17 protein-coding genes and 1 pseudogene are annotated in these 19,935 nt (G+C 56.2%); 13 read left to right on the plus strand and 5 right to left on the minus strand.

The genetic code is table 11. The features are described from left to right. Positions 1–8 precede the first annotated feature (8 nt). From soxR to L2I46_RS23415, 4 genes are all read left to right on the plus strand, one after another. A complete protein-coding gene (soxR, locus tag L2I46_RS23400; protein WP_004206331.1) occupies positions 9–467 on the plus strand; it encodes a redox-sensitive transcriptional activator SoxR in 459 nt (152 codons plus the stop codon). 259 nt (positions 468–726) lie between these two features. Continuing rightward, positions 727–1,395, plus strand: a complete 669-nt coding sequence (locus tag L2I46_RS23405; RefSeq protein WP_023291647.1) for a glutathione S-transferase family protein — start codon at positions 727–729, stop codon at positions 1,393–1,395. Between the two features lie 390 nt (positions 1,396–1,785). Then, on the plus strand, positions 1,786–3,135 hold the full coding sequence (locus L2I46_RS23410) for an NCS2 family permease (protein WP_004206333.1): 1,350 nt from the start codon (positions 1,786–1,788) through the stop codon (positions 3,133–3,135). Between the two features lie 147 nt (positions 3,136–3,282). Beyond that, the gene (locus tag L2I46_RS23415; protein WP_004206334.1) at positions 3,283–4,929 is read left to right on the plus strand and encodes a Na+/H+ antiporter; all 1,647 of its coding nucleotides are present in this window, start codon (positions 3,283–3,285) and stop codon (positions 4,927–4,929) included. Between the two features lie 135 nt (positions 4,930–5,064). On the opposite strand, the gene L2I46_RS23420 is transcribed toward L2I46_RS23415, so the two are convergent. Then, positions 5,065–5,946 carry a LysR family transcriptional regulator gene (locus L2I46_RS23420; RefSeq protein ID WP_017900105.1) on the minus strand — a complete coding sequence of 294 codons (882 nt, stop codon included), beginning with the start codon at positions 5,944–5,946 and terminating at the stop codon, positions 5,065–5,067. A 105-nt stretch (positions 5,947–6,051) separates the two neighbouring features. Here L2I46_RS23420 and L2I46_RS23425 point away from each other — a divergent pair, with 105 nt between their 5' ends. The 7 genes from L2I46_RS23425 (at position 6,052) to L2I46_RS23455 (ending at position 13,212) form a co-directional block, all read left to right on the plus strand. Further along, positions 6,052–6,459: a CidA/LrgA family protein gene (locus L2I46_RS23425; protein WP_004206336.1), complete on the plus strand. Its 408-nt coding sequence runs from the start codon at positions 6,052–6,054 to the stop codon at positions 6,457–6,459. After that, the gene (locus L2I46_RS23430; protein WP_236948262.1) at positions 6,456–7,145 is read left to right on the plus strand and encodes an LrgB family protein; all 690 of its coding nucleotides are present in this window, start codon (positions 6,456–6,458) and stop codon (positions 7,143–7,145) included. Before L2I46_RS23425 ends, L2I46_RS23430 begins: the two co-directional genes overlap by 4 nt. A 509-nt stretch (positions 7,146–7,654) precedes the next feature. After that, positions 7,655–8,212: a fimbrial protein gene (locus L2I46_RS23435; RefSeq protein WP_074423164.1), complete on the plus strand. Its 558-nt coding sequence runs from the start codon at positions 7,655–7,657 to the stop codon at positions 8,210–8,212. Between the two features lie 59 nt (positions 8,213–8,271). Beyond that, a complete protein-coding gene (locus L2I46_RS23440) occupies positions 8,272–8,961 on the plus strand; it encodes a fimbrial assembly chaperone (RefSeq protein ID WP_032454572.1) in 690 nt (229 codons plus the stop codon). Continuing rightward, on the plus strand, positions 8,915–11,506 hold the full coding sequence (locus L2I46_RS23445) for a fimbria/pilus outer membrane usher protein (RefSeq protein ID WP_032454573.1): 2,592 nt from the start codon (positions 8,915–8,917) through the stop codon (positions 11,504–11,506). Before L2I46_RS23440 ends, L2I46_RS23445 begins: the two co-directional genes overlap by 47 nt. A 36-nt stretch (positions 11,507–11,542) precedes the next feature. After that, complete coding sequence (locus tag L2I46_RS23450; RefSeq protein ID WP_050442670.1) at positions 11,543–12,094, plus strand: fimbrial protein; 552 nt, start codon at positions 11,543–11,545, stop codon at positions 12,092–12,094. 20 nt (positions 12,095–12,114) lie between these two features. Continuing rightward, positions 12,115–13,212 (plus strand): type 1 fimbrial protein, encoded by a 1,098-nt coding sequence (locus tag L2I46_RS23455; protein WP_085551761.1) that lies wholly within the window; start codon positions 12,115–12,117, stop codon positions 13,210–13,212. Positions 13,213–13,266: 54 nt separating this feature from the next. Here L2I46_RS23455 and actP read toward each other — a convergent pair whose 3' ends face one another. From actP to acs, 3 genes are all read right to left on the minus strand, one after another. After that, a complete protein-coding gene (gene actP / locus L2I46_RS23460) occupies positions 13,267–14,919 on the minus strand; it encodes a cation/acetate symporter ActP (RefSeq protein WP_032429245.1) in 1,653 nt (550 codons plus the stop codon). Continuing rightward, the gene (locus L2I46_RS23465; protein ID WP_004206350.1) at positions 14,919–15,230 is read right to left on the minus strand and encodes a DUF485 domain-containing protein; all 312 of its coding nucleotides are present in this window, start codon (positions 15,228–15,230) and stop codon (positions 14,919–14,921) included. Before L2I46_RS23465 ends, actP begins: the two co-directional genes overlap by 1 nt. Positions 15,231–15,414: 184 nt before the next feature. Continuing rightward, positions 15,415–17,373, minus strand: coding sequence for an acetate--CoA ligase (acs, locus tag L2I46_RS23470; RefSeq protein ID WP_004206352.1), 1,959 nt, complete (start codon positions 17,371–17,373; stop codon positions 15,415–15,417). Positions 17,374–17,473: 100 nt separating this feature from the next. Here acs and L2I46_RS23475 point away from each other — a divergent pair. Continuing rightward, positions 17,474–17,674, plus strand: a pseudogene (locus tag L2I46_RS23475) (hypothetical protein). A 111-nt stretch (positions 17,675–17,785) separates the two neighbouring features. Next, complete coding sequence (gene gltP, locus L2I46_RS23480) at positions 17,786–19,099, plus strand: glutamate/aspartate:proton symporter GltP (protein ID WP_004206354.1); 1,314 nt, start codon at positions 17,786–17,788, stop codon at positions 19,097–19,099. A gap of 34 nt (positions 19,100–19,133) precedes the next feature. Here the strand turns inward: gltP and L2I46_RS23485 are convergent, their stop codons facing one another. Further along, positions 19,134–19,820, minus strand: a complete 687-nt coding sequence (locus L2I46_RS23485; RefSeq protein WP_023291654.1) for a tetratricopeptide repeat protein — start codon at positions 19,818–19,820, stop codon at positions 19,134–19,136. Positions 19,821–19,935: the final 115 nt, after the last annotated feature.

Below are 19,935 nucleotides of genomic sequence, written 5' to 3' on the forward strand. Positions count from 1 at the left end.
AGCGCTTTATGGAAAAGAAATCACCCCGCATCAAAATGCTGCTGACGCCCGGGGAAGTGGCAAAACGAACCGGCGTGGCGGTCTCGGCCCTCCATTTTTATGAGAGTAAAGGGCTGATCCACAGCCAGCGGAATGCCGGCAATCAGCGGCGCTACCGGCGCGATGTCCTGCGCGCGGTGGCGATTATCAAAATTGCGCAACGTATCGGCATCCCGCTGGCCACCATCGGCGACGCGTTTGGCGTGCTGCCGGAAGGGCACAATCTCAGCGCAAAAGAGTGGAAAATGTTGTCATCACAGTGGCGCGAGGAGCTGGACCGGCGTATCCACACCCTGACGGCGCTGCGCGACCAGCTCGACGGCTGCATCGGCTGCGGCTGTTTATCGCGGCGCGACTGCCCGCTACGCAACCCGGGCGATAAACTGGGGGAAGAGGGGACCGGCGCCCGGCTGCTGGAGGAGGAGTGATAAAACTAAAGCGCCACAACTGGGCGCTTTAGTTGTTTTCCGGTCTTGGTCTTTCGCATTATCTCGTTGGTTCACGAGAGGGTTTCCCCCGACGTCGACGTCCCTCAGTATTGCGCAATCTGTTGATGGAGGTTCCGGTTTGCGTCGACACTTTAACTATGGCATCCGCCGCCGTTTTTTCCTCACTATTTTGCCGAAATTTTCCCGGCAATCCGCGCCTGTTCCTATAGTTAATTTGAACAAACCACGGGAGAGGCCCATGCTGACGGTACATCATCTTAATCAGTCACGATCGCAACGCGTACTGTGGGCGCTGGAGGAGCTACAGCTGCCTTATCAGATAGTCCGCTATCAGCGGGAAAAGTCGATGCTGGCGCCAGCGGCATTGAAGAAAATCCACCCGCTGGGTAAATCGCCAGTGCTGGAAGACAACGGCTATGTGCTGGCGGAGTCCGGAGCGATCCTTGAGTATTTGCAGGAGAGCTGGGACAGCGATGGGCTGCTGAAGCCACAGGGCGCGGATGACAAACTGCAGTACCGCTTCTGGCTGCACTATGCCGAAGGCTCGCTGATGCCGCTGCTGTTAATGAAGCTGGTGTTCGCCAGCCTCGGCAAACCCCCGGTGCCCTTTGGCGTCCGCTCGCTGGGCTCGCTGCTGGGCAAAGGTATACAGAAAGCGTGGCTCGATCCTCAGTTGGCCACCCATGCGCGGTTCATTGACGACCATCTTGCCACGCGGCCATGGTTTGCCGGCGATCGGCTGAGCATGGCCGATATCCAGATGAGCTTCCCGGTGATGGCGCTGCTGGCCCGCGGCGGCATGCATGATCTTCGCCATATTGAGGCCTGGCGACAGCGGGTGGAGCAGCGCCCGGCCTGGCAGCGGGCTATCGAGCGCGGCGGCCCCTTCACCTTACCCGGCGCCTGAAGTATCAGCGGATCCGATGACGCGGCTAAATGAAAGCAACTCACTAAAAAATTGTTAGCGGATTGCGCATGGACGATAACGTTTGCGCATCGGCTGGTTATTTTCTGTTCGTCATAAGCGAAATTTAGCGAAATACGATAAACATCGGTTGAAAAGGGTTATCTAAAGGCCGGATAATCGTTTGCCTTTCTGTTTTGCTCCCTCTTTTTTCTGCTAGCCGGGGGGAGTTGATAAGGTTGACACACCGTAGTGTATGCGCGGAGTTAAACGTTTGCTTTTTTGCGGCCCCCCTGGCGCTGCGATTCGGTACAAGGAGATCGCGTTTAACTGGCAGTGGAAGGTCCACCACGCATATCAACGAACAATAAAAATTTTCAGGGGAAGTTTTCTATGTCTACGCCTTCAGCGCGTACCGGCGGTTCATTAGACGCCTGGTTTAAAATTTCGGCGCGCGGTAGCACCGTGCGTCAGGAGATTGTTGCAGGTCTTACTACCTTTCTGGCAATGGTGTACTCCGTCATCGTGGTGCCGGGCATGCTCGGAAAAGCGGGCTTCCCGCCGGCCGCGGTGTTTGTTTCTACCTGTCTGGTGGCGGGCGTTGGCTCGCTGGCGATGGGATTATGGGCAAACCTGCCGATGGCCATCGGCTGCGCTATCTCGTTGACCGCTTTCACCGCCTTCAGCCTGGTGCTGGGGCAGCACATCAGTATTCCGGTGGCGCTCGGCGCGGTATTCCTGATGGGCGTCCTGTTTACGGTGATCTCGGCAACCGGCATCCGCAGCTGGATCTTGCGCAACCTGCCGCAGGGCGTGGCCCACGGTACCGGGATCGGGATCGGTCTGTTCCTGTTGCTGATTGCCGCCAATGGCGTTGGCCTGGTGATCAAAAACCCGCTGGACGGTCTGCCGGTGGCGTTGGGGAACTTTGACAGCTTCCCGGTGGTAATGTCGCTGATTGGCCTCGCGGTGATCATCGGTCTGGAAAAAATGAAGGTACCGGGCGGTATTCTGCTGACCATTATCGGCGTGTCGATTGTCGGCCTGATTTTCGATCCTAACGTCCATTTCTCCGGGATTTTCGCCATGCCATCCCTGAGCGATGACCAGGGCAACTCGCTGATTGGCAGTCTGGATATTGTCGGCGCGCTGAATCCGGTCGTGCTGCCCAGCGTACTGGCCCTGGTGATGACGGCGGTCTTTGACGCCACCGGCACCATCCGCGCGGTGGCCGGTCAGGCGAACCTGCTGGACAAAGACGGACAGATCATCAACGGCGGTAAAGCGCTGACCACCGACTCCCTGAGCAGCGTCTTCTCTGGCTTAGTCGGGGCGGCGCCGGCGGCGGTGTATATCGAATCGGCGGCGGGTACGGCAGCCGGCGGTAAAACCGGCCTGACCGCGGTGACGGTAGGGGTCCTGTTCCTGCTGATCCTGTTCCTCTCTCCGCTCTCTTATCTGGTGCCGGCCTACGCGACCGCGCCGGCGCTGATGTACGTCGGCCTGCTGATGCTGAGCAACGTGGCGAAGATCGATTTCAATGACTTCGTTGACGCCATGGCTGGCCTGATCACCGCGGTGTTTATCGTGCTGACCTGCAACATCGTGACCGGCATCATGATCGGTTTCGCGACCCTGGTGATCGGCCGCCTGGTCTCCGGCGAGTGGCGTAAGCTGAACCTCGGCACGGTGATTATCGCTGTGGCGCTGGTGGTGTTCTACGCCGGCGGGTGGGCGATTTAAACCCTTTGTGCTCCTCACGGGCGGCTCAGGCCGCCCGTTTTATTTTTAAGCCACATCCTGTTTCCATTTGCGTTAATCTGGGTAGCGTATGATTCAAAGGCAAGACGCCTCACAGGTATAAAAGAAAACGCAGCAAACAGGGAACACATGGAAATATTCTTTACCATCCTCATCATGACCCTTGTGGTCTCACTCTCCGGGGTAGTGACGCGCGTACTGCCCTTTCAGGTTCCACTCCCACTGATGCAAATCGCCATTGGCGCGCTTCTGGCGTGGCCGACCTTTGGTTTGCATGTTGAATTTGATCCAGAGCTGTTTCTGGTCCTGTTTATCCCGCCGCTGTTGTTCGCCGACGGCTGGAAAACGCCAACTCGCGAATTCATTGAGCACGGGCGCGAGATCCTCGGCCTGGCGCTGGCGCTGGTGGTCGTAACGGTGGTCGGTATCGGCTTTCTGATCTACTGGATTGTGCCGGGCATTCCGCTGATCCCGGCGTTCGCGCTGGCGGCCGTGCTGTCGCCGACCGATGCCGTGGCGCTCTCGGGTATCGTCGGGGAAGGGCGGATACCGAAAAAAATCATGGGCATTTTGCAGGGGGAGGCGCTGATGAACGACGCCTCCGGCCTGGTCTCGCTCAAGTTTGCCGTCGCGGTGGCGATGGGCACCATGGTCTTTACCGTCGGCGGCGCCACCGTCGAGTTTCTGAAAGTGGCGATTGGCGGCGTGCTGGCCGGGTTTGTGGTGAGCTGGTCGTATGGCCGCTCGATGCGCTTCCTCAGCCGCTGGGGCGGTGACGAGCCCGCCACGCAGATCGTCCTGCTGTTCCTGCTGCCGTTTGCCTCCTATCTGATTGCCGAACATATCGGCGTCTCCGGCATTCTGGCGGCGGTGGCGGCAGGGATGACCATCACCCGTTCCGGCGTGATGCGTACCGCGCCGCTGGCGATGCGCCTGCGCGCCAACAGCACCTGGGCGATGCTGGAGTTTGTCTTTAACGGCATGGTGTTTCTGCTGTTGGGCCTGCAGCTGCCGGATATCCTCTCCAGCTCGCTGGTGGCGGCGGAAGCCGACCCCAATGTCGAGACCTGGATGCTGTTTACCGACATCATCCTGATCTATGCCGCGCTGATGCTGGTGCGTTTTGGCTGGCTGTGGTCGATGCGTAAGCTTAGCCAGCGCTTCCTGAAGAAGAAGCCGATGGAGTTTGGCTCCTGGACCACGCGCGAGCTGCTGATCTCCTCCGTTGCCGGAGTGCGCGGGGCGATTACCCTCGCCGGTGTGCTCTCTATTCCGCTGCTGCTGCCGGACGGGAATGTCTTTCCGGCGCGCTATGAGCTGATTTTCCTCGCCGCCGGGGTGATCCTGTTCTCGTTGTTCGTTGGGGTGATTGCGCTGCCGATCCTGCTGCGCCACATTGAATCGAGCGATAATGTGCAGCAGCGGAAAGAGGAGCGTCTGGCGCGCGCGGCGACGGCGGACGTGGCGATTGTGGCGATCCAGAAGATGGAAGAGCGGCTGGCGGCGGATACCAAAGAGAATATCGATAACCAGCTGCTGACCGAAGTCAGTTCGCGGGTGATCGGTAACCTGCGCCGCCGCGCCGATGGTCGTAACGATGTGGAAACCTCGATGCTCGAAGAGAGCCTGGAGCGGCGCTTCCGCCTGGCGGCGCTGCGCTCTGAGCGCGGTGAGCTGTACCATCTGCGCGCCACCCGGCAGATCAGTAACGAGACGCTGCAGAAGCTGCTGCACGACCTCGACCTGCTGGAAGCGCTGTTGATCGAAGATCAGTGATCGTCAGACCCGGTGGCGTAGCGCCGCCGGGTGATCTCTCGTAACGCAAGTGTGCCCGCGGGCAGCTGCCGCCTTACCGGGCTGACAACCTCCGCGGTATCCACCCGATGCGCCCCAGCCTGGCGCCGCCAGGCGTTATTCCAGCCAGAACGCTTTACTGCACGCCAGCCAGGCCTCAGCGCTACGCGACATATATACGCCTTCCCGCCAAATCATCCCCAGCTCCCAGCGCAGCTCGCTTTGCAATGGGATCCAGCAAAAATTCTGCGGGTCGAGACGCTGGCAAATCGGCTCCGGCAGGATCGCCACGCCAATGCCGGCCTGCACCATGGCGGCGAGAAAATCCCACTGGCCGCTGCGCACAGCGATCCGCGGCTTCACGTCGTGCTCGCTAAACAGGCGCATCAGCTGCTGGCTGAGGGCAAATTCCTCGTTGTAGATAACCAGCGGATGCGCCGCCAGCTCCGCCGGCGAGAGCGACGTTTTGCCTTCCCACGCCGCGGTCCTAGGCGTCAGGACGCACAGTGGGTGGTTGAACAACGGCAGGGTGGTGAGGCTGCTGCCCTCTTCGATCGGCAGGGCGGTCATCGCCATATCAAGTTCGCCATTGCTGACCGCCTGCTGAACCGTCAGGCCGCCAAACTCGGCGATTTTCAGCTCGACGCCCGGGTAGCGCTGGCGGAAACGGCTGATCGGCTCCGCCATCAGCATCCCGACCATCGGCGGAATGCCAAGACGCAGCACCCCCTTATGCAGGTGATTGATATCGCTCAGCTCTGACTCCAGCTGGCTGAACTCGCCGAGGATCGCCTGGCCGCGTTCAAAAACCACGCGCCCGGTATCGGTAAGCAGCAGTTTGCGGCCGTCGCGGATCAACAGCGTGCAGTTCAGTTCATCTTCGAGATTTTTGAGCATCTTGCTGATGGTGGGCTGTGTGACAAACAGCTTTTCCGCCGCGCGAGTAAAACTCTGCTGACGAACCACTTCAACGAAATAGCGCAGCGTTCGGATATCCATAATTATTCCCTGAGACTATACCTGCGATGATTTTAATTCATTTCTGTCCGCGTCGGCGGCTCTCTATACTGCATGCCTGACTTCTTTTTTTCAGGACTATCGCTCATGGCCTTCGCGCCAGCTCGCGTTGCCCCTGCTGTGGCGCAGCGACTTCAGATCCCGATACAGGTGCTGCTCTACGTCGGGTTATTCATCTTCGCACAATATCTAGTGAACAGGTGGCAGGTACCCTTGCCGGCCAACTTAGTGGGCATGGTGATGCTCCTGTTGATGATCGTTTGCCGGGTGATCCCCCTCAACTGGGTTCGCGCCGGCGCCCGCTGGCTGTTGGCGGAGATGCTGCTGTTTTTCGTCCCGGCGGTGGTGGCGGTGGTCAATTATGCCCAGCTGTTGATGGTCGACGGATGGCGTATTTTCCTGGTCATTGCGTTAAGCACGCTGATGGTGCTCGGCGCTACGGCCTGGGTCGTTGACAAGGTTTATCGTTACGAAGTGAACAGGATAAAAAAATGAGCGATGCCACGCTAAGTATCCTGTGTCTGGTGGCGACGCTGGGCCTCTATTACGCTAACAAAAAACTGTATCGCCGTTTTCATAAACTGCCGTTGATGCCGCTGGTATTTACGCCGATCCTGCTGGTGCTGATCCTGGTGGCAGGCCATATCTCTTATCAGAGCTATATGGGAGAGACCCACTGGCTGCTCTGGCTGCTGGGCCCGGCGACCATCGCCTTTGCCGTCCCGGTCTATGAAAATATCGCGGTGATCAAACGCCACTGGATGTCTCTCAGCGCAGGGGTGGCAACGGCGGTGGTGGTAGCGGTGACCAGTTCCGTGTGGCTGGCGCGCGGATTGATGTTGTCTGACGAAATACAGCGTAGCCTGGCGGTGCGTTCGGTGACCACGCCTTTTGCCCTGGCGGCGGCGAAACCGCTTGGCGGTCAACCCGATCTGGTTGCGCTGTTTGTGGTGATCACCGGCGTCTTTGGTATGGCGGTGGGGGACATGCTGTTTTTACGGCTTGCTATCCGGGAAGGGATGGCGAAAGGGGCCGGGTTCGGGGCGGCCTCCCACGGTGCCGGAACCGCGCGCTCCTATGAGCTGGGCCAGCAGGAGGGCGTAGTGGCCAGCCTGGTGATGATGCTCTCAGGTGTGGTCGTCGTGCTGGCTGCGCCGGTCGTGCGCTGGCTGCTGTTTTAACATGGTCCCGTAACCGGATATTATGAAATATTGAGGGGGAGAATAGTTATGGACTATTTTCCCCTGTTTTTGTTTATACCCGTTATTACTCATCATAAAAGATTAAGTCGATTCTTATGTTTTTCCTGAATTTGTAACTAAATATTTCGCTGATGTCGATTATTTAATTGTAATCTAAATAATATTCAGAGGTTTTATTATTTTCACGAATTATATTACTGGTTATCTAATTGATTTTTAAGTGTTCTTATGTTGCGCTGCTAATGTTTTAATACACTTTATTTAAAAAGTGGTATATCCATTGATAATTGAAACTTTACCTTTTGTTCGTTATTCTCTTTACGCGAGCTTGTATTATTGAATGGATTCAAAACGGGTCGTTTATTTCTGCATAATAGTGACTGTCATCAAGCCGATAGCATGTAAATGCCTGCATGACGCCGCGCTGATTGAATTTCATTCTCTAATATCGCTGCATACAGCAATTGACGGACTGATTGTCGTTTATAATGGATATGGGAATAAATATGAAGATGAGTAAAAAATTTCTGGCGGGTGCCCTGATTTTCTCTGCCTGCAGCGCGCTGTCTACCGTTGCCCAGGCTGATAACACCATTACCTTTAATGGCGTTGTTTCAGATACCACCTGTACGGCGACCATCGATGGCGGTGTGACTGCCATTGATATGGGCACCACCTCGGTGGCGGACCTGAAAGCGTATACCTACGGTGCAGCTAAGAACTTCTCCTTTAGCTTAGCGGATTGCCCGACGCTGGAAGAGGGGGGAAATAACTCCGCCCGCGTGACTTTCGGCGGGGTTTCCGATACCGCGAATAGCGATTACTTTAAAAACCAGGCAACGGAAGACGCAGCAACGGGCGTCGCTGTGGCGCTGTATGACGAAGCCGGTAGCCTGATGAAAAATAACGAAGAAGGTTCAGATGTCGATATCTCTTCGGGTGCCGCAACGATTCCGTTCACCGTTAAGATGGTGAAATCGGGCGCTGGTGAACCGACAAAGGGTGCCGTTCAGACAACGGTAACTTATAACGTGACCTATCATTAATTCTGCATTTTATTGAAAGGAGAAAGGGGGATCGTCTGTTATTCCCCTTATTTAAGCGTATGAGATATCCTTTTTTTGTGGTTGGTTTAGTGCTGTCGTCCTCTATCGCGCAAGCCAGCGTGGTAGTTGGCGGTACGCGCCTTGTCTTTGATGGGACGAAGAATAACGCCGTCATTAACGTTGAGAATAAAGATCCGAGCAGCAATATCGTACAGTCCTGGCTCTCTGTGGCTGATGCTCGCTCACCAGCAAAAGATGCATTTATTATTACACCGCCGCTATTTCGTCTTAAAGCCGGAGAGAAAGGATTTGTGCGCGTTGTGCGTTCAGGAAAGACGCTACCAGACGACCGCGAGTCCATATTTTGGCTTAATATTAAAGGGATCCCGGCAACAGAATATACTCCTGATAAAAATGTCGTGCAGTTTGCTATCAACTCGAAAATAAAATTAATTTACCGGCCTGCCGCATTAAAAGGTAATACACCAGAAAGCTATGCCGACAAATTACAATGGGGTAAAGAAGGGGCGGCGGTAACGGTAAAAAATAGTTCGCCATTGTATATGAATTTCTCACAGATCAGTCTTAACGGTAAAAATATTTCTGGTGCATGGTTTGCAGCCCCGTTTTCTACTTTAAAAATACCCGTCAGGAATAACCTGTCCGCGGCAGGAAAAAAAGAAATCACATGGAGCGTGATTAATGATTATGGTATGTCAGGGAAGAAATATACCGCTCTTATTCAGTAGCATTGAGCCGCTATGTTCAACTAAAAGTCTCTGCGTCGCTATTGTTCTGTGCCTGAGTACCCTACCTACTTGCGCCGAGGCCGATGAATATTTCAACCCGAATCTACTCGAAGTTACGGATAATAGTGCGACTTCGGTTGATCTGTCCTATTTTTCGCAAGACGGCGTACCGCCGGGCACCTATCACCTGGATGTTTACGTCAATGATAAGTATGTCGGTTCTGAATCACTCCTGTTCCAGGTAAATAACCCTGACGCTGGTGCAAACGCAACGGCGACTCCCTGTCTTTCTTCGGAGTTTCTTCATTCGTGGCTCATCAATACCGCCGCCTATCCGAAGCTGTTCGAGGCAGGAGAAACCTGTGCTCAACTGTCGGCGATCCCGGGCGTAACGTTTACGGTTTCGCTTGCCCAACAGCGGATAGATTTTACCGTCCCGCAGGCCGCGATGCTGAATCGCCCCAGAGACTATGTGCCGGAGAGCCAGTGGCAGCAGGGGATTAACGCCGGTATTCTCAACTACAGCATTTCCGGGCAGCGCAATACCCCGCGGCATAACGGCGCAACTATCGACAGTCAGTTTATCAGCCTGCAGCCTGGCGTGAATCTGGGGCCGTGGCGCCTGCGCAATTACAGCACCTATAGCCACAGCGACAACACCAGTCGCTGGGAGTCGGTATACTCCTATATCACCCGCGATATCCAAACCCTGCGCAGTCAACTGGTGGTGGGCAACACCTATACGTCGTCCGGCATCTTCGACAGCATGAGCTTTACCGGCCTACAGCTCAGCTCAGATAAAGAGATGTTGCCGGATAGCCTTCACGGGTTTGCGCCGACGATCAAGGGTATTGCGCGTACCACCGCTGAGGTCTCGATCTATCAGAATGGCTATAGCATTTATAAAACCACCGTTGCCCCCGGCGCTTTTGAAATAAAAGATCTTTACGCCACCGGCAGCGCCGGCGATCTGTACGTCAGCATTAAAGAGTCCGACGGCAGCGAGCAAAACTTTGTGGTGCCATTCGCCTCGTTGGCGATCCTGCAGCGCGAGGGCCAACTGGACTATGCGCTGAGCAGCGGCAGAACGCGCTCAGGTAGCTCCGACGATAAAGAATATAACTTTATTCAGTCCTCTCTGGTTTATGGCGTGACCAGCAACGTTACTCTTTATAGCGGTTTTCAGCAGGCGGAAGATAAGTACACCAATTTGCTGTTAGGCGCTGGTTTTAATCTTGGGACTATCGGCGCCCTCTCATTTGATGGTTCTCAGTCATGGGCTGATGTTAACGCCAACGCCGCGGCCACATCGACCAGTCAAGAACAGGGGCAATCTTATCGCGTCCGCTTTAGCAAAAGTTTTCTCCAGACCGGCACCAACTTTTCCGTGGCCGGTTATCGCTATTCCACCGCGGGATACTATTCGTTTCAGGATTTTGTCGATAACGCTTCCACTCAGTATGACTGCTGTACCAGCAAGGGCAGAACGAAAGGCCGTTTTGACGCTTCGGTGTCACAGACGCTGTTTGGCTATGGCTCACTTTCGCTGTCGCTGATCAATGAAACCTACTGGGACAACTCGCGCATGGCGTCGGTCGGGGTGGGCTATAGCGGAGCAATCGGCAAAGCCTCCTACTTTATTAACTATTCCTATAACCGCAACGTGCAGAACACCGATGACAGCGGTGATAACCGGCCGACCAGTGATACGGTCGTCTCCCTGACGTTAAGCATTCCGCTGGGGGACTCACTCTCCGCGAATTACACCTTGAACCATGCCCGCCATAACGACACCACGCACAGCGTGGGACTCAACGGCTCGGCGTTCGAGGATCGCTCCCTGAACTGGAGCGTGCTTGAAGGGTACAACACCCAGGATAAGAGCACTTCCGGCAACCTCAGCGTCAACTACCAGGGAGCAAAAGGCGACGCGGCGGGCGGCTATGGCTACGACCGCTACAGCAATCACTACAGCTATTCGCTGCGCGGCGGCATGGTTGCCCATTCCGGCGGACTCACGCTGTCACGCTTTCTGGGGGAGAGTTCGGCGCTGGTCGAGACCCCCGGCCTCAGCGATGTGACGGTGCGCGGCCAGACAAACGTGACGACGGATGCCGCCGGATATGCCGTGGTGCCCTACGTCCGTCCGTACCATCGTAATAGCCTGGCGCTGGATGAACAGGAAATTCCCGGCGCTGAAGTGGATAACGTTGCCAGAACGGTAGTTCCGACGCGCAACGCGATCGTCAAAGTGCAGTATGACACGCGAATTGGCTATAAGGCGATGCTCACGCTGCGCACCCGCAGCGGGGTGGTGCCCTTCGGCGCGCTGGTGACCCTCGATAACGCGCGGCCTAATACCAGCGTCTCGCGCAGCAATATCGTCGGCGATGAGGGGCAGGTTTACCTGACGGGGTTGCAGAAAAAAGGTCAGCTGTTAGCGCGCTGGGGGGAAAAAAGCAATGAGCAGTGCACCGCTCATTATGATTTTTCCAGCACCACGCTGAGCGACAATATTCTGTTTTATCAGGCCATTTGCCGATAATGGCCGCACGTGCGCAACAGGAAAAGAAGGGCTGATATGAGGATTAAAGACTGCGGAACAGGGGGCTGCGTACTGGCTAGCCTTTTGCTGCTCTCCGCTTCCGGGTTGGCTTACGAGAGCAGCAGCACGGTCAATTTTAAGGTTACGGGCACGATCGAAGCGCCCTCCTGTGAGGTGGCCGTGGATCCGTCGAATCGTATTGATTTAGGCACCGTTCCCTATCAGACGTTCTCCGGAAAAGCGGGATCGAGCAGCGCCAGCGTGCCGGTTAAGCTGCTCTTTTCCCACTGTTCGGCCTATGCGTCGGCGGTGACGATCGCATTCGATGGGGCCCGTTTCGATGAAGCCCACGCTTCGATCTATAAAAGCTATAGGACAGGCAATAACGGGGCCAGCGGCATTGGTTTGCAACTGCTCAGCATGGCCGACCAGCAGCCTCTGGGCCCCGGAGACCAGTATCTCTACACCTTTGATAGCGAAACGGACATCCACACGTTCAACATGGTGGCACGGATGTACTCACCCTATGGCCAGGTGAGTCCCGGTATTGTCGGTTTTACCGCCACGTTTGAAGTGACCTATAAATAATGATTTCGACAGGGAGTGTTATGAAAAAGCTAATTTTATTTTTCATTGTCGTGCTGGTCCCCTCCTACAGCTGGGCGGTATGCGGGGGGAAAAATTACGGCGATATTTCGATGACTAAGCTGCCTGAAAAAATACTGATCAATGCCGGAAATTATACCGCGGGTACGGTGCTGTATGATTCCGGGAAATTGAATCACGCGCAAACGTATATGCTCAATTGCGAGGGGAAAATTTACGCGGTGTTTGCCTGGTCTTCGGGCAATGCCGGGGCGTTGGTCGGCGATAACATCTATACCACCTCGGTGCAGGGGGTCGGGATACGCGTTAAAATGTGGCTTAATATCAGTGGTGAATATGATAACGATACAAATGATTTCGCCCCCGACTCGCAGGTGCATTATATCGGGGATGCCAACTTTGCACTCGGTGAGCCTCGGGGCTTTTTAGATTACTACGCTTCCACCCATTACACCCCGGCGTATCAACTGCAGCTGGTGGCGACTGGCGGCCCGATTGCCAGCAATAGTACATTATCATTTAACGATCCGGTGGCGACGGTATCGGCAAAGGACAGTAATAGCACGGTAGCGATTTCCCAACTGCATATCAGCGGAACCACCAGCATCCAGATGATCCCGATGGGGTGCGTTGTCAGTAGCATCAATCTCAGTTTTGCCATGGGCAGCATCAATACCGGCGAGTTTAATAGCGCGACGAAGGTAGGATCAGCGCGGCAGTCCATGAACCTCTATTGCGAGCCGGGAACCAATGTTTCGATGCGGGTGGTGGCGGCGGAAGCGAGTGGTGATAATCCTGATAACACCGTAATGGCCTTAACGGCAGAAGAGAATGTTGCCACCGGGGTGGGGGTTCAGTTGAATCTGGATGGCGAAGCGCTGCCATTGAATACCGACATCAGCCTCTATACCTCGAGCCGTACGACGGTAACGAACGACGGCGCAGATGCCAGCTATAGCTATTTCACCCATCCCGACAGCCCTGGCGGGGCAGCCGCTCAGCAGTCGCTCGCTTTTTCCACAAACTATTATAAGACGGGAAGTATAGTGACAGCAGGTTCAGCAAATGCAGCAGGGGTGATCACCTTCACCTACAACTGACGGGGGCAGAATAAGCCCCTTCCCCGGCAGGTGCCGGAGAAGGGAAGGCGGCGGTTAATGCGCCTGGCCGCGTTCGATACCGATCCCGGTTTGTGAACGAATGAACTGGGCGCGGAACTGCTCACGCTCGCGCATTCCTTCCGGTGAGTTATCGGTCGCGGAGAAAAGCCAGATACCGATGAACGCGATAGCGATGGAGAACAGCGCCGGATATTCATACGGGAACAGCGCTTTCTCATGACCGAGGATCTGCACCCAAATGGTCGGGCCGAGGATCATCAGAATCACCGCCGTCAGCAGACCCAGCCAGCCGCCGATCATCGCCCCGCGGGTGGTCAGCTTCGACCAGTACATCGACAGCAGGATAATCGGGAAATTACAGCTGGCGGCAATAGAGAACGCCAGGCCGACCATGAAAGCGATATTCTGATTTTCGAACAGGATGCCCAGCAGAATGGCCACCACGCCGAGGATCAGCACCGTAATTTTGGAGACCTTCAGCTCCTGACGCTCGGTCGCCCCTTTACGGAAGACGTTGGCGTACAGGTCGTGCGACACCGCTGAGGCGCCCGCCAGCGTCAAGCCAGCGACCACCGCCAGAATGGTGGCGAAGGCGACCGCGGAGATAAAGCCGAGGAACAGGTTGCCGCCCACCGCATCCGCCAGATGCACCGCCGCCATATTATTGCCGCCGATAAGCTGCCCGGCTGCGTCTTTGAACACTGGGTTCGCGCCGACCAGCATGATGGCGCCGAAGCCGATGATAAAGGTCAGAATATAGAAGTAGCCCATAAAGCCGGTGGCGTAGAACACGCTTTTACGCGCTTCTTTGGCGTCGCTCACGGTGAAGAAACGCATCAGGATATGCGGCAGGCCGGCGGTACCAAACATCAGACCGAGGCCAAGGGAGAGCGCGGATATCGGATCTTTCACCAGCCCACCGGGGCTCATAATCGCCGCGCCTTTCGGGTGGACGGCCATCGCTTCGGTAAACAGATTATTGAAGCTGAAGCCGACGTGCTTCATCACCATAAAGGCCATAAAGCTGGCGCCGAACAGCAGCAGAACCGCTTTGATAATCTGCACCCAGGTGGTCGCCAGCATGCCGCCGAACAGGACATAGAGCACCATCAGGACGCCCACCAGCACCACCGCAACGTGATAGTTAAGGCCGAACAGCAGCTGGATCAGCTTGCCGGCGCCGACCATTTGGGCGATCAGATAGAGGGCCACCACCACCAGCGAGCCGCAGGCGGAGAGGGTGCGGATCGGTCCCTGTTTGAGACGATAGGACGCCACGTCGGCAAAGGTGTAGCGGCCAAGGTTGCGCAGACGTTCGGCAATCAGAAACAGGATAATCGGCCAGCCGACAAGGAAGCCCAGCGAGTAGATCAGACCGTCGTAACCGGAGGTATACACCAGCGCAGAGATACCAAGGAACGACGCTGCCGACATAAAGTCGCCGGCAATCGCCAGCCCGTTCTGGAAACCGGTGATATTGCCGCCGGCGGTGTAGTAATCGCTGCGCGAACGCACCCGTTTTGACGCCCAGTAAGTGATGTACAGGGTCAGGGCGACGAAAATCAGGAACATGACAATCGCCTGCCAGTTGGTCGGCTGGCGCTGTACCGCGCCGGTAATGGCGTCTGCGGCCTGAACGCCGAGGGGCAGCAGCGTGGCGGCGAGCGCCGTCAGGACTCTCTTGATCATGCTTTTACCTCGTTGAGAACGCTCTTGGTCAAACGGTCGAATTCACCGTTGGCCCGCCAGACATAAATACCGGTGAGAACAAACGAAATGACGATCACACCGATGCCCAGCGGGATCCCGCGGGTGACGCTGGTCCCGGCGTGCAGCGGCGTGCCGAGCCAGCCTGGCGCGAAGGCGATAAGCAGAATAAAGCCCACATAGATCACTAACATAATCACTGACAGAATGGCGGCAAACCGTTGCCGTGATGCCACCAGCTCCCTGAAATGCGCACTATTTTCTATCCGCTGACAAAGTTGTTCATTCATCTTAGCGTCTCCAGAGGTCTCCCTTTCGTCATCCACGCAGCGGACGCTGGCGACAGCAACCCCTCCGGCGTTAAAGGCCGGGATACGGTTCGCTGACGGCGTTCCTGCGAGTGAAATCCTGGGGGAGGGACTTATTTTTATCCTCTCCCCGGTGGGGGAGAGGGTGTAGGGAATCGGTCCTTACTTAAGAAGGCATGGTAATGGCCTGCTTCTCTTCGAGCAGTTTTTCCACTACGCCAGGATCGGCGAGAGTCGAGGTATCGCCGAGGTTGCTGGTGTCGCCCGCGGCGATCTTGCGCAGAATGCGGCGCATGATTTTGCCCGAGCGGGTTTTTGGCAACGAATCGGTCCAGTGCAGAACATCCGGCGTCGCCAGCGGGCCAATCTCTTTACGCACCCAGTTACGCACTTCCGCATACAGCTCCGGCGTCGGTTCTTCACCGTGATTGAGCGTCACGTAGGCGTAGATAGCCTGGCCCTTGATGTTGTGCGGAATACCGACCACTGCCGCTTCGGCGATTTTCGGGTGCGACACCAGCGCCGATTCGATCTCGGCAGTACCCAGACGGTGGCCGGAGACGTTCAGAACGTCATCCACGCGGCCGGTGATCCAGTAATAGCCATCTTCATCTCGGCGCGCGCCGTCGCCGCTAAAGTACATATTTTTGAAGGTGGAGAAGTAGGTTTGCTCAAAGCGCTCATGATCCCCGAACAGGGTTCGCGCCTGGCCGGGCCAGGAGTCGGCGATAGCAAGATTGCCCTCGGTGGCGCCATCCAGCGGCAGGCCTTCGTTATCCACCAGCACCGGCTGAACGCCGAAGAACGGGCGGGTAGCGGAGCCAGCCTTCAGCTCAATCGCCCCCGGCAGCGGGGTGATCATAAAGCCGCCGGTTTCGGTCTGCCACCAGGTGTCCATCACCGGGCACTTCTCGTTACCGATCTTCTTCCAGTACCACTCCCAGGCTTCCGGGTTAATGGGTTCGCCGACCGAGCCGAGAATGCGCAGTGAGGAGCGGTCCGTGCCTTCGATAGCCTTGTCGCCTTCCGCCATCAGGGCACGAATCGCCGTCGGAGCGGTATACAGAATGCTGACCTTATGCTTATCGACGACCTGGCACATACGCGCCGGGGTTGGCCAGTTCGGCACCCCTTCGAACATCAGAGTGGTGGCGCCGCAGGCCAGCGGGCCGTACAGCAGATAGCTGTGGCCGGTGACCCAGCCGACATCGGCGGTGCACCAGTAAATATCGCCCGGGTGGTAATCGAAAACGTATTTAAAGGTGGTGGCCGCGTAGACCAGATAGCCGCCGGTGGTGTGCAACACCCCTTTCGGTTTACCGGTGGAGCCAGAGGTATAGAGGATGAACAGCGGATCTTCGGCGTTCATCTCGACGGGGCGGTGTTCGGCGCTGGCGTTCGCCATCAGATCGCTCCACCACAGATCGCGGCCTTCCTGCCAGTCGATTTTACCGCCGGTACGTTTCAGGACCACGACGTGTTCAATGCTGTTGACGTTCGGGTTTTTCAGCGCGTCATCGACGTTTTTCTTCAGCGGGATGGCGCGACCGGCGCGCAGCCCTTCATCCGCGGTGATCACCAGGCGCGAGCTGGAGTCGATAATACGTCCGGCCACCGCCTCCGGCGAGAAGCCACCGAAAATCACCGAGTGGATGGCGCCGATGCGGGCGCAGGCCAGCATCGCCACCGCGGCTTCCGGCACCATCGGCATATAGATGGCGACCACGTCGCCTTTTTTAATCCCGAGGCCGAGCAGCACATTGGCGAAGCGGCAGACGTCCGCATGCAGTTCACGGTAGGTGATGTGCTTGCTCTGGCTGGCGTCGTCGCCTTCCCAGATGATGGCGGTTTGATCGCCGCGCTCGGCGAGATGGCGGTCGAGGCAGTTGGCGGCGAGGTTCAGGGTGCCGTCTTCATACCATTTGATGGAAATGTTACCCGGCGCAAAGGAGGTATTCTTCACGCGGGTGTAGGGGCGCATCCAGTCAAGGATTTTGCCCTGCTCGCCCCAGAATGTATCAGGGTCGGTTATGGATTGTTGATACTGCGCCTTGTACTGATCCGGGTTAATCAGGCAACGTTCCGCAATGTTAGCGGGAATAGGGTGTTTGTGTATTTGGCTCATGGCTTTTTTTCTCCTTTGAACTTGTTAAATATATGTCAAACAAACGTTAAGAGTAGGGGTTTTGACAGCTTTGTTTGTTAATTGGGGGGCAGATCACGCAATGATTCAACTGAGTGAAATTTCGTCAAATGAAACTTTGAAGTGAAATAATTGCGTAAATGAATTTATAGAAACCGAAGATGTGAAATATTTTTTATTACAAATACTTATGCATTATAACTGGGGAAAATCCGTGACTTTATGCAGAAAACCAGAAGAAAGCCCTATTCTTAAAGGCTTGCGCAGCATGCCGTGCAAATGATACTGATATTGCGCGTTAAATAACCCCACAAAGCAACGCAACACAATTCATACCCCCTGCAGTGGGTACCATGACGAAAAGGAATGGTGCCTTTCATTGAGGAAGTCTGTAGTGAAGAAAACAAAAAAAGTCAGTCTGGCCTGGCAAATTTTGCTAGCCCTGGTGCTGGGTATCCTTTTGGGCAGTTATCTGCATTACCACGCCGAAAGTCGCGATTGGTTGATTAGCAATTTGCTGACGCCGGCGGGCGATATCTTTATCCATCTGATTAAAATGATCGTAGTCCCGATTGTTATTTCGACCCTGGTGGTCGGGATTGCCGGCGTGGGCGATGCCAAACAGTTAGGCCGGATCGGCGCCAAAACCATTATCTATTTCGAAGTGATCACCACGGTGGCGATCGTGCTGGGTATCACCCTGGCCAACGTCTTCCAGCCGGGAACGGGCATTGATATGTCGCAGTTGGCGGCGGTTGATATTTCGAAATACCAGAACACCACCGCTGAGGTGCAGAGCCATGCGCATGGCCTGATGGGCACCATCCTGTCGCTGGTGCCGACCAACATCGTGGCGTCGATGGCGAAAGGCGATATGCTGCCGATTATTTTCTTCTCGGTGCTGTTTGGTCTGGGGCTCTCCTCGCTGCCGGCGACGCACCGTGAGCCGCTGGTGACGGTCTTCCGCTCCATCTCCGAAACCATGTTCAAAGTCACCCATATGGTGATGCGCTATGCGCCGATCGGGGTGTTCGCCCTGATTTCAGTGACCGTCGCCACCTTTGGTTTCGCCTCGCTGTGGCCGCTGGCCAAGCTGGTGCTGCTGGTTTACTTCGCGATCCTGTTTTTCGCGCTGGTGGTGCTGGGGATTGTCGCCCGCCTGTGCGGCCTGAGCATCTGGATCCTGATCCGCATCCTGAAAGATGAGCTGATTCTGGCTTACTCCACCGCCAGCTCCGAGAGCGTGCTGCCGCGTATTATCGAGAAAATGGAAGCCTATGGCGCGCCGGCGTCGATCACCAGCTTCGTGGTGCCGACCGGCTACTCCTTTAACCTCGATGGCTCAACGCTGTATCAGAGCATCGCGGCGATCTTTATCGCCCAGCTGTACGGCATCGACCTCTCCATCTGGCAGGAGATCACCCTGGTACTGACCCTGATGGTGACCTCGAAAGGGATCGCCGGCGTGCCGGGCGTCTCTTTTGTGGTGCTGCTGGCCACCCTGGGCAGCGTCGGGATCCCGCTGGAGGGCCTCGCCTTTATCGCCGGCGTCGACCGTATCCTCGACATGGCGCGTACCGCGCTGAACGTGGTGGGCAATGCGCTGGCGGTGTTGGTTATCGCCAAGTGGGAGCATAAGTTCGACCGCAAAAAAGCGCTGGCGTATGAACGCGAAGTGCTGGGCAAGTTTGATAAAACCGCGCAATAAAACACAAAGCCCGGCGCGAGCGCCGGGCTTTTTCTTATCCTTTACTGATCCTGTCAAACTCTTCGCAGCCGGTATCAAACCCCTCCAGGCAACTGACGTTAAGCCAGTGCAGCGCCTTCTGCTTATTCGGTTCGATAAAGCCTTTCTCTCCCTGCTGGAACATCATCCCGGCCCAGTATTCGGCATAGCCGGTCCGTGAGAGCGCCGAGCTGCCTTTAAAGTAGGCGCTCGCTTTCCCATCATCTTCCGGACCGTGCACGCCGCTGGCGTAGATCAGCCCCAGCAGCATCTGGGCGTCTACCGCCGCATCGCTTTCGCTGTCCCGGGCGGCATCCTGCAGAAGCGTGATGGCGTGCGCCACGTCGGTGGGGCCAGCCTGACGGTTCACCAGCACTCGCGCGAGGACGATCTCCCCGGATTTACTGCCGGCCTCGACGGCTTTTTCCGCCAGCTGGCGGGCCTGCGGATAGTCCGCCTGCTGCGGATTGCGAATTTTTAGCTGCGCCAGCAGGGCCAGCGCGTCGCCATCGCCCTGCGCCGCTGCTTTCTGTGCCCAGAATTCGGCTTTCTGATAATCGCCGGAGCTCACCCAGGTATCCGCAAGGTAATATTGCGCGCGTCGATCGCCGGCTTCCGCCTGCTGTTGATACCGGCTACCCGGTTCGGTGGCCACCGCTGCGCCGCTGGTAATGACCAGTAAAAATAAAAAGAGGTATTTCATTTGTATTTATTATCAGCAAGGAACATAGCGCGCAGTATAAAGGGAGGCGAAAAAGAAGAAAATGACAGGGATCGGTAGGTAGAGCGGATTCGCTCTACCTACCGCAGGTACGCGG

Origin of the sequence: Klebsiella sp. 2019SCSN059 (genome assembly GCF_021739525.1) — a bacterium.
Classification (GTDB): Bacteria; Pseudomonadota; Gammaproteobacteria; order Enterobacterales; family Enterobacteriaceae; genus Klebsiella; species Klebsiella quasipneumoniae.

Excerpts from the sequence above, each read along its gene's own strand:
- acs (WP_004206352.1), bottom strand. The coding sequence starts at position 17,373 with ATGAGCCAAATACACAAACACCCTATTCCCGCTAACATTGCGGAACGT.
- L2I46_RS23440 (WP_032454572.1), top strand. The coding sequence starts at position 8,272 with ATGAGATATCCTTTTTTTGTGGTTGGTTTAGTGCTGTCGTCCTCTATC.
- L2I46_RS23465 (WP_004206350.1), bottom strand. The coding sequence starts at position 15,230 with ATGAATGAACAACTTTGTCAGCGGATAGAAAATAGTGCGCATTTCAGG.
- L2I46_RS23450 (WP_050442670.1), top strand. The coding sequence starts at position 11,543 with ATGAGGATTAAAGACTGCGGAACAGGGGGCTGCGTACTGGCTAGCCTT.
- L2I46_RS23415 (WP_004206334.1), top strand. The coding sequence starts at position 3,283 with ATGGAAATATTCTTTACCATCCTCATCATGACCCTTGTGGTCTCACTC.
- L2I46_RS23445 (WP_032454573.1), top strand. The coding sequence starts at position 8,915 with ATGATTATGGTATGTCAGGGAAGAAATATACCGCTCTTATTCAGTAGC.
- L2I46_RS23455 (WP_085551761.1), top strand. The coding sequence starts at position 12,115 with ATGAAAAAGCTAATTTTATTTTTCATTGTCGTGCTGGTCCCCTCCTAC.
- L2I46_RS23425 (WP_004206336.1), top strand. The coding sequence starts at position 6,052 with ATGGCCTTCGCGCCAGCTCGCGTTGCCCCTGCTGTGGCGCAGCGACTT.
- L2I46_RS23485 (WP_023291654.1), bottom strand. The coding sequence starts at position 19,820 with ATGAAATACCTCTTTTTATTTTTACTGGTCATTACCAGCGGCGCAGCG.
- L2I46_RS23430 (WP_236948262.1), top strand. The coding sequence starts at position 6,456 with ATGAGCGATGCCACGCTAAGTATCCTGTGTCTGGTGGCGACGCTGGGC.
- L2I46_RS23405 (WP_023291647.1), top strand. The coding sequence starts at position 727 with ATGCTGACGGTACATCATCTTAATCAGTCACGATCGCAACGCGTACTG.
- L2I46_RS23435 (WP_074423164.1), top strand. The coding sequence starts at position 7,655 with ATGGATATGGGAATAAATATGAAGATGAGTAAAAAATTTCTGGCGGGT.
- L2I46_RS23420 (WP_017900105.1), bottom strand. The coding sequence starts at position 5,946 with ATGGATATCCGAACGCTGCGCTATTTCGTTGAAGTGGTTCGTCAGCAG.
- soxR (WP_004206331.1), top strand. The coding sequence starts at position 9 with ATGGAAAAGAAATCACCCCGCATCAAAATGCTGCTGACGCCCGGGGAA.
- L2I46_RS23410 (WP_004206333.1), top strand. The coding sequence starts at position 1,786 with ATGTCTACGCCTTCAGCGCGTACCGGCGGTTCATTAGACGCCTGGTTT.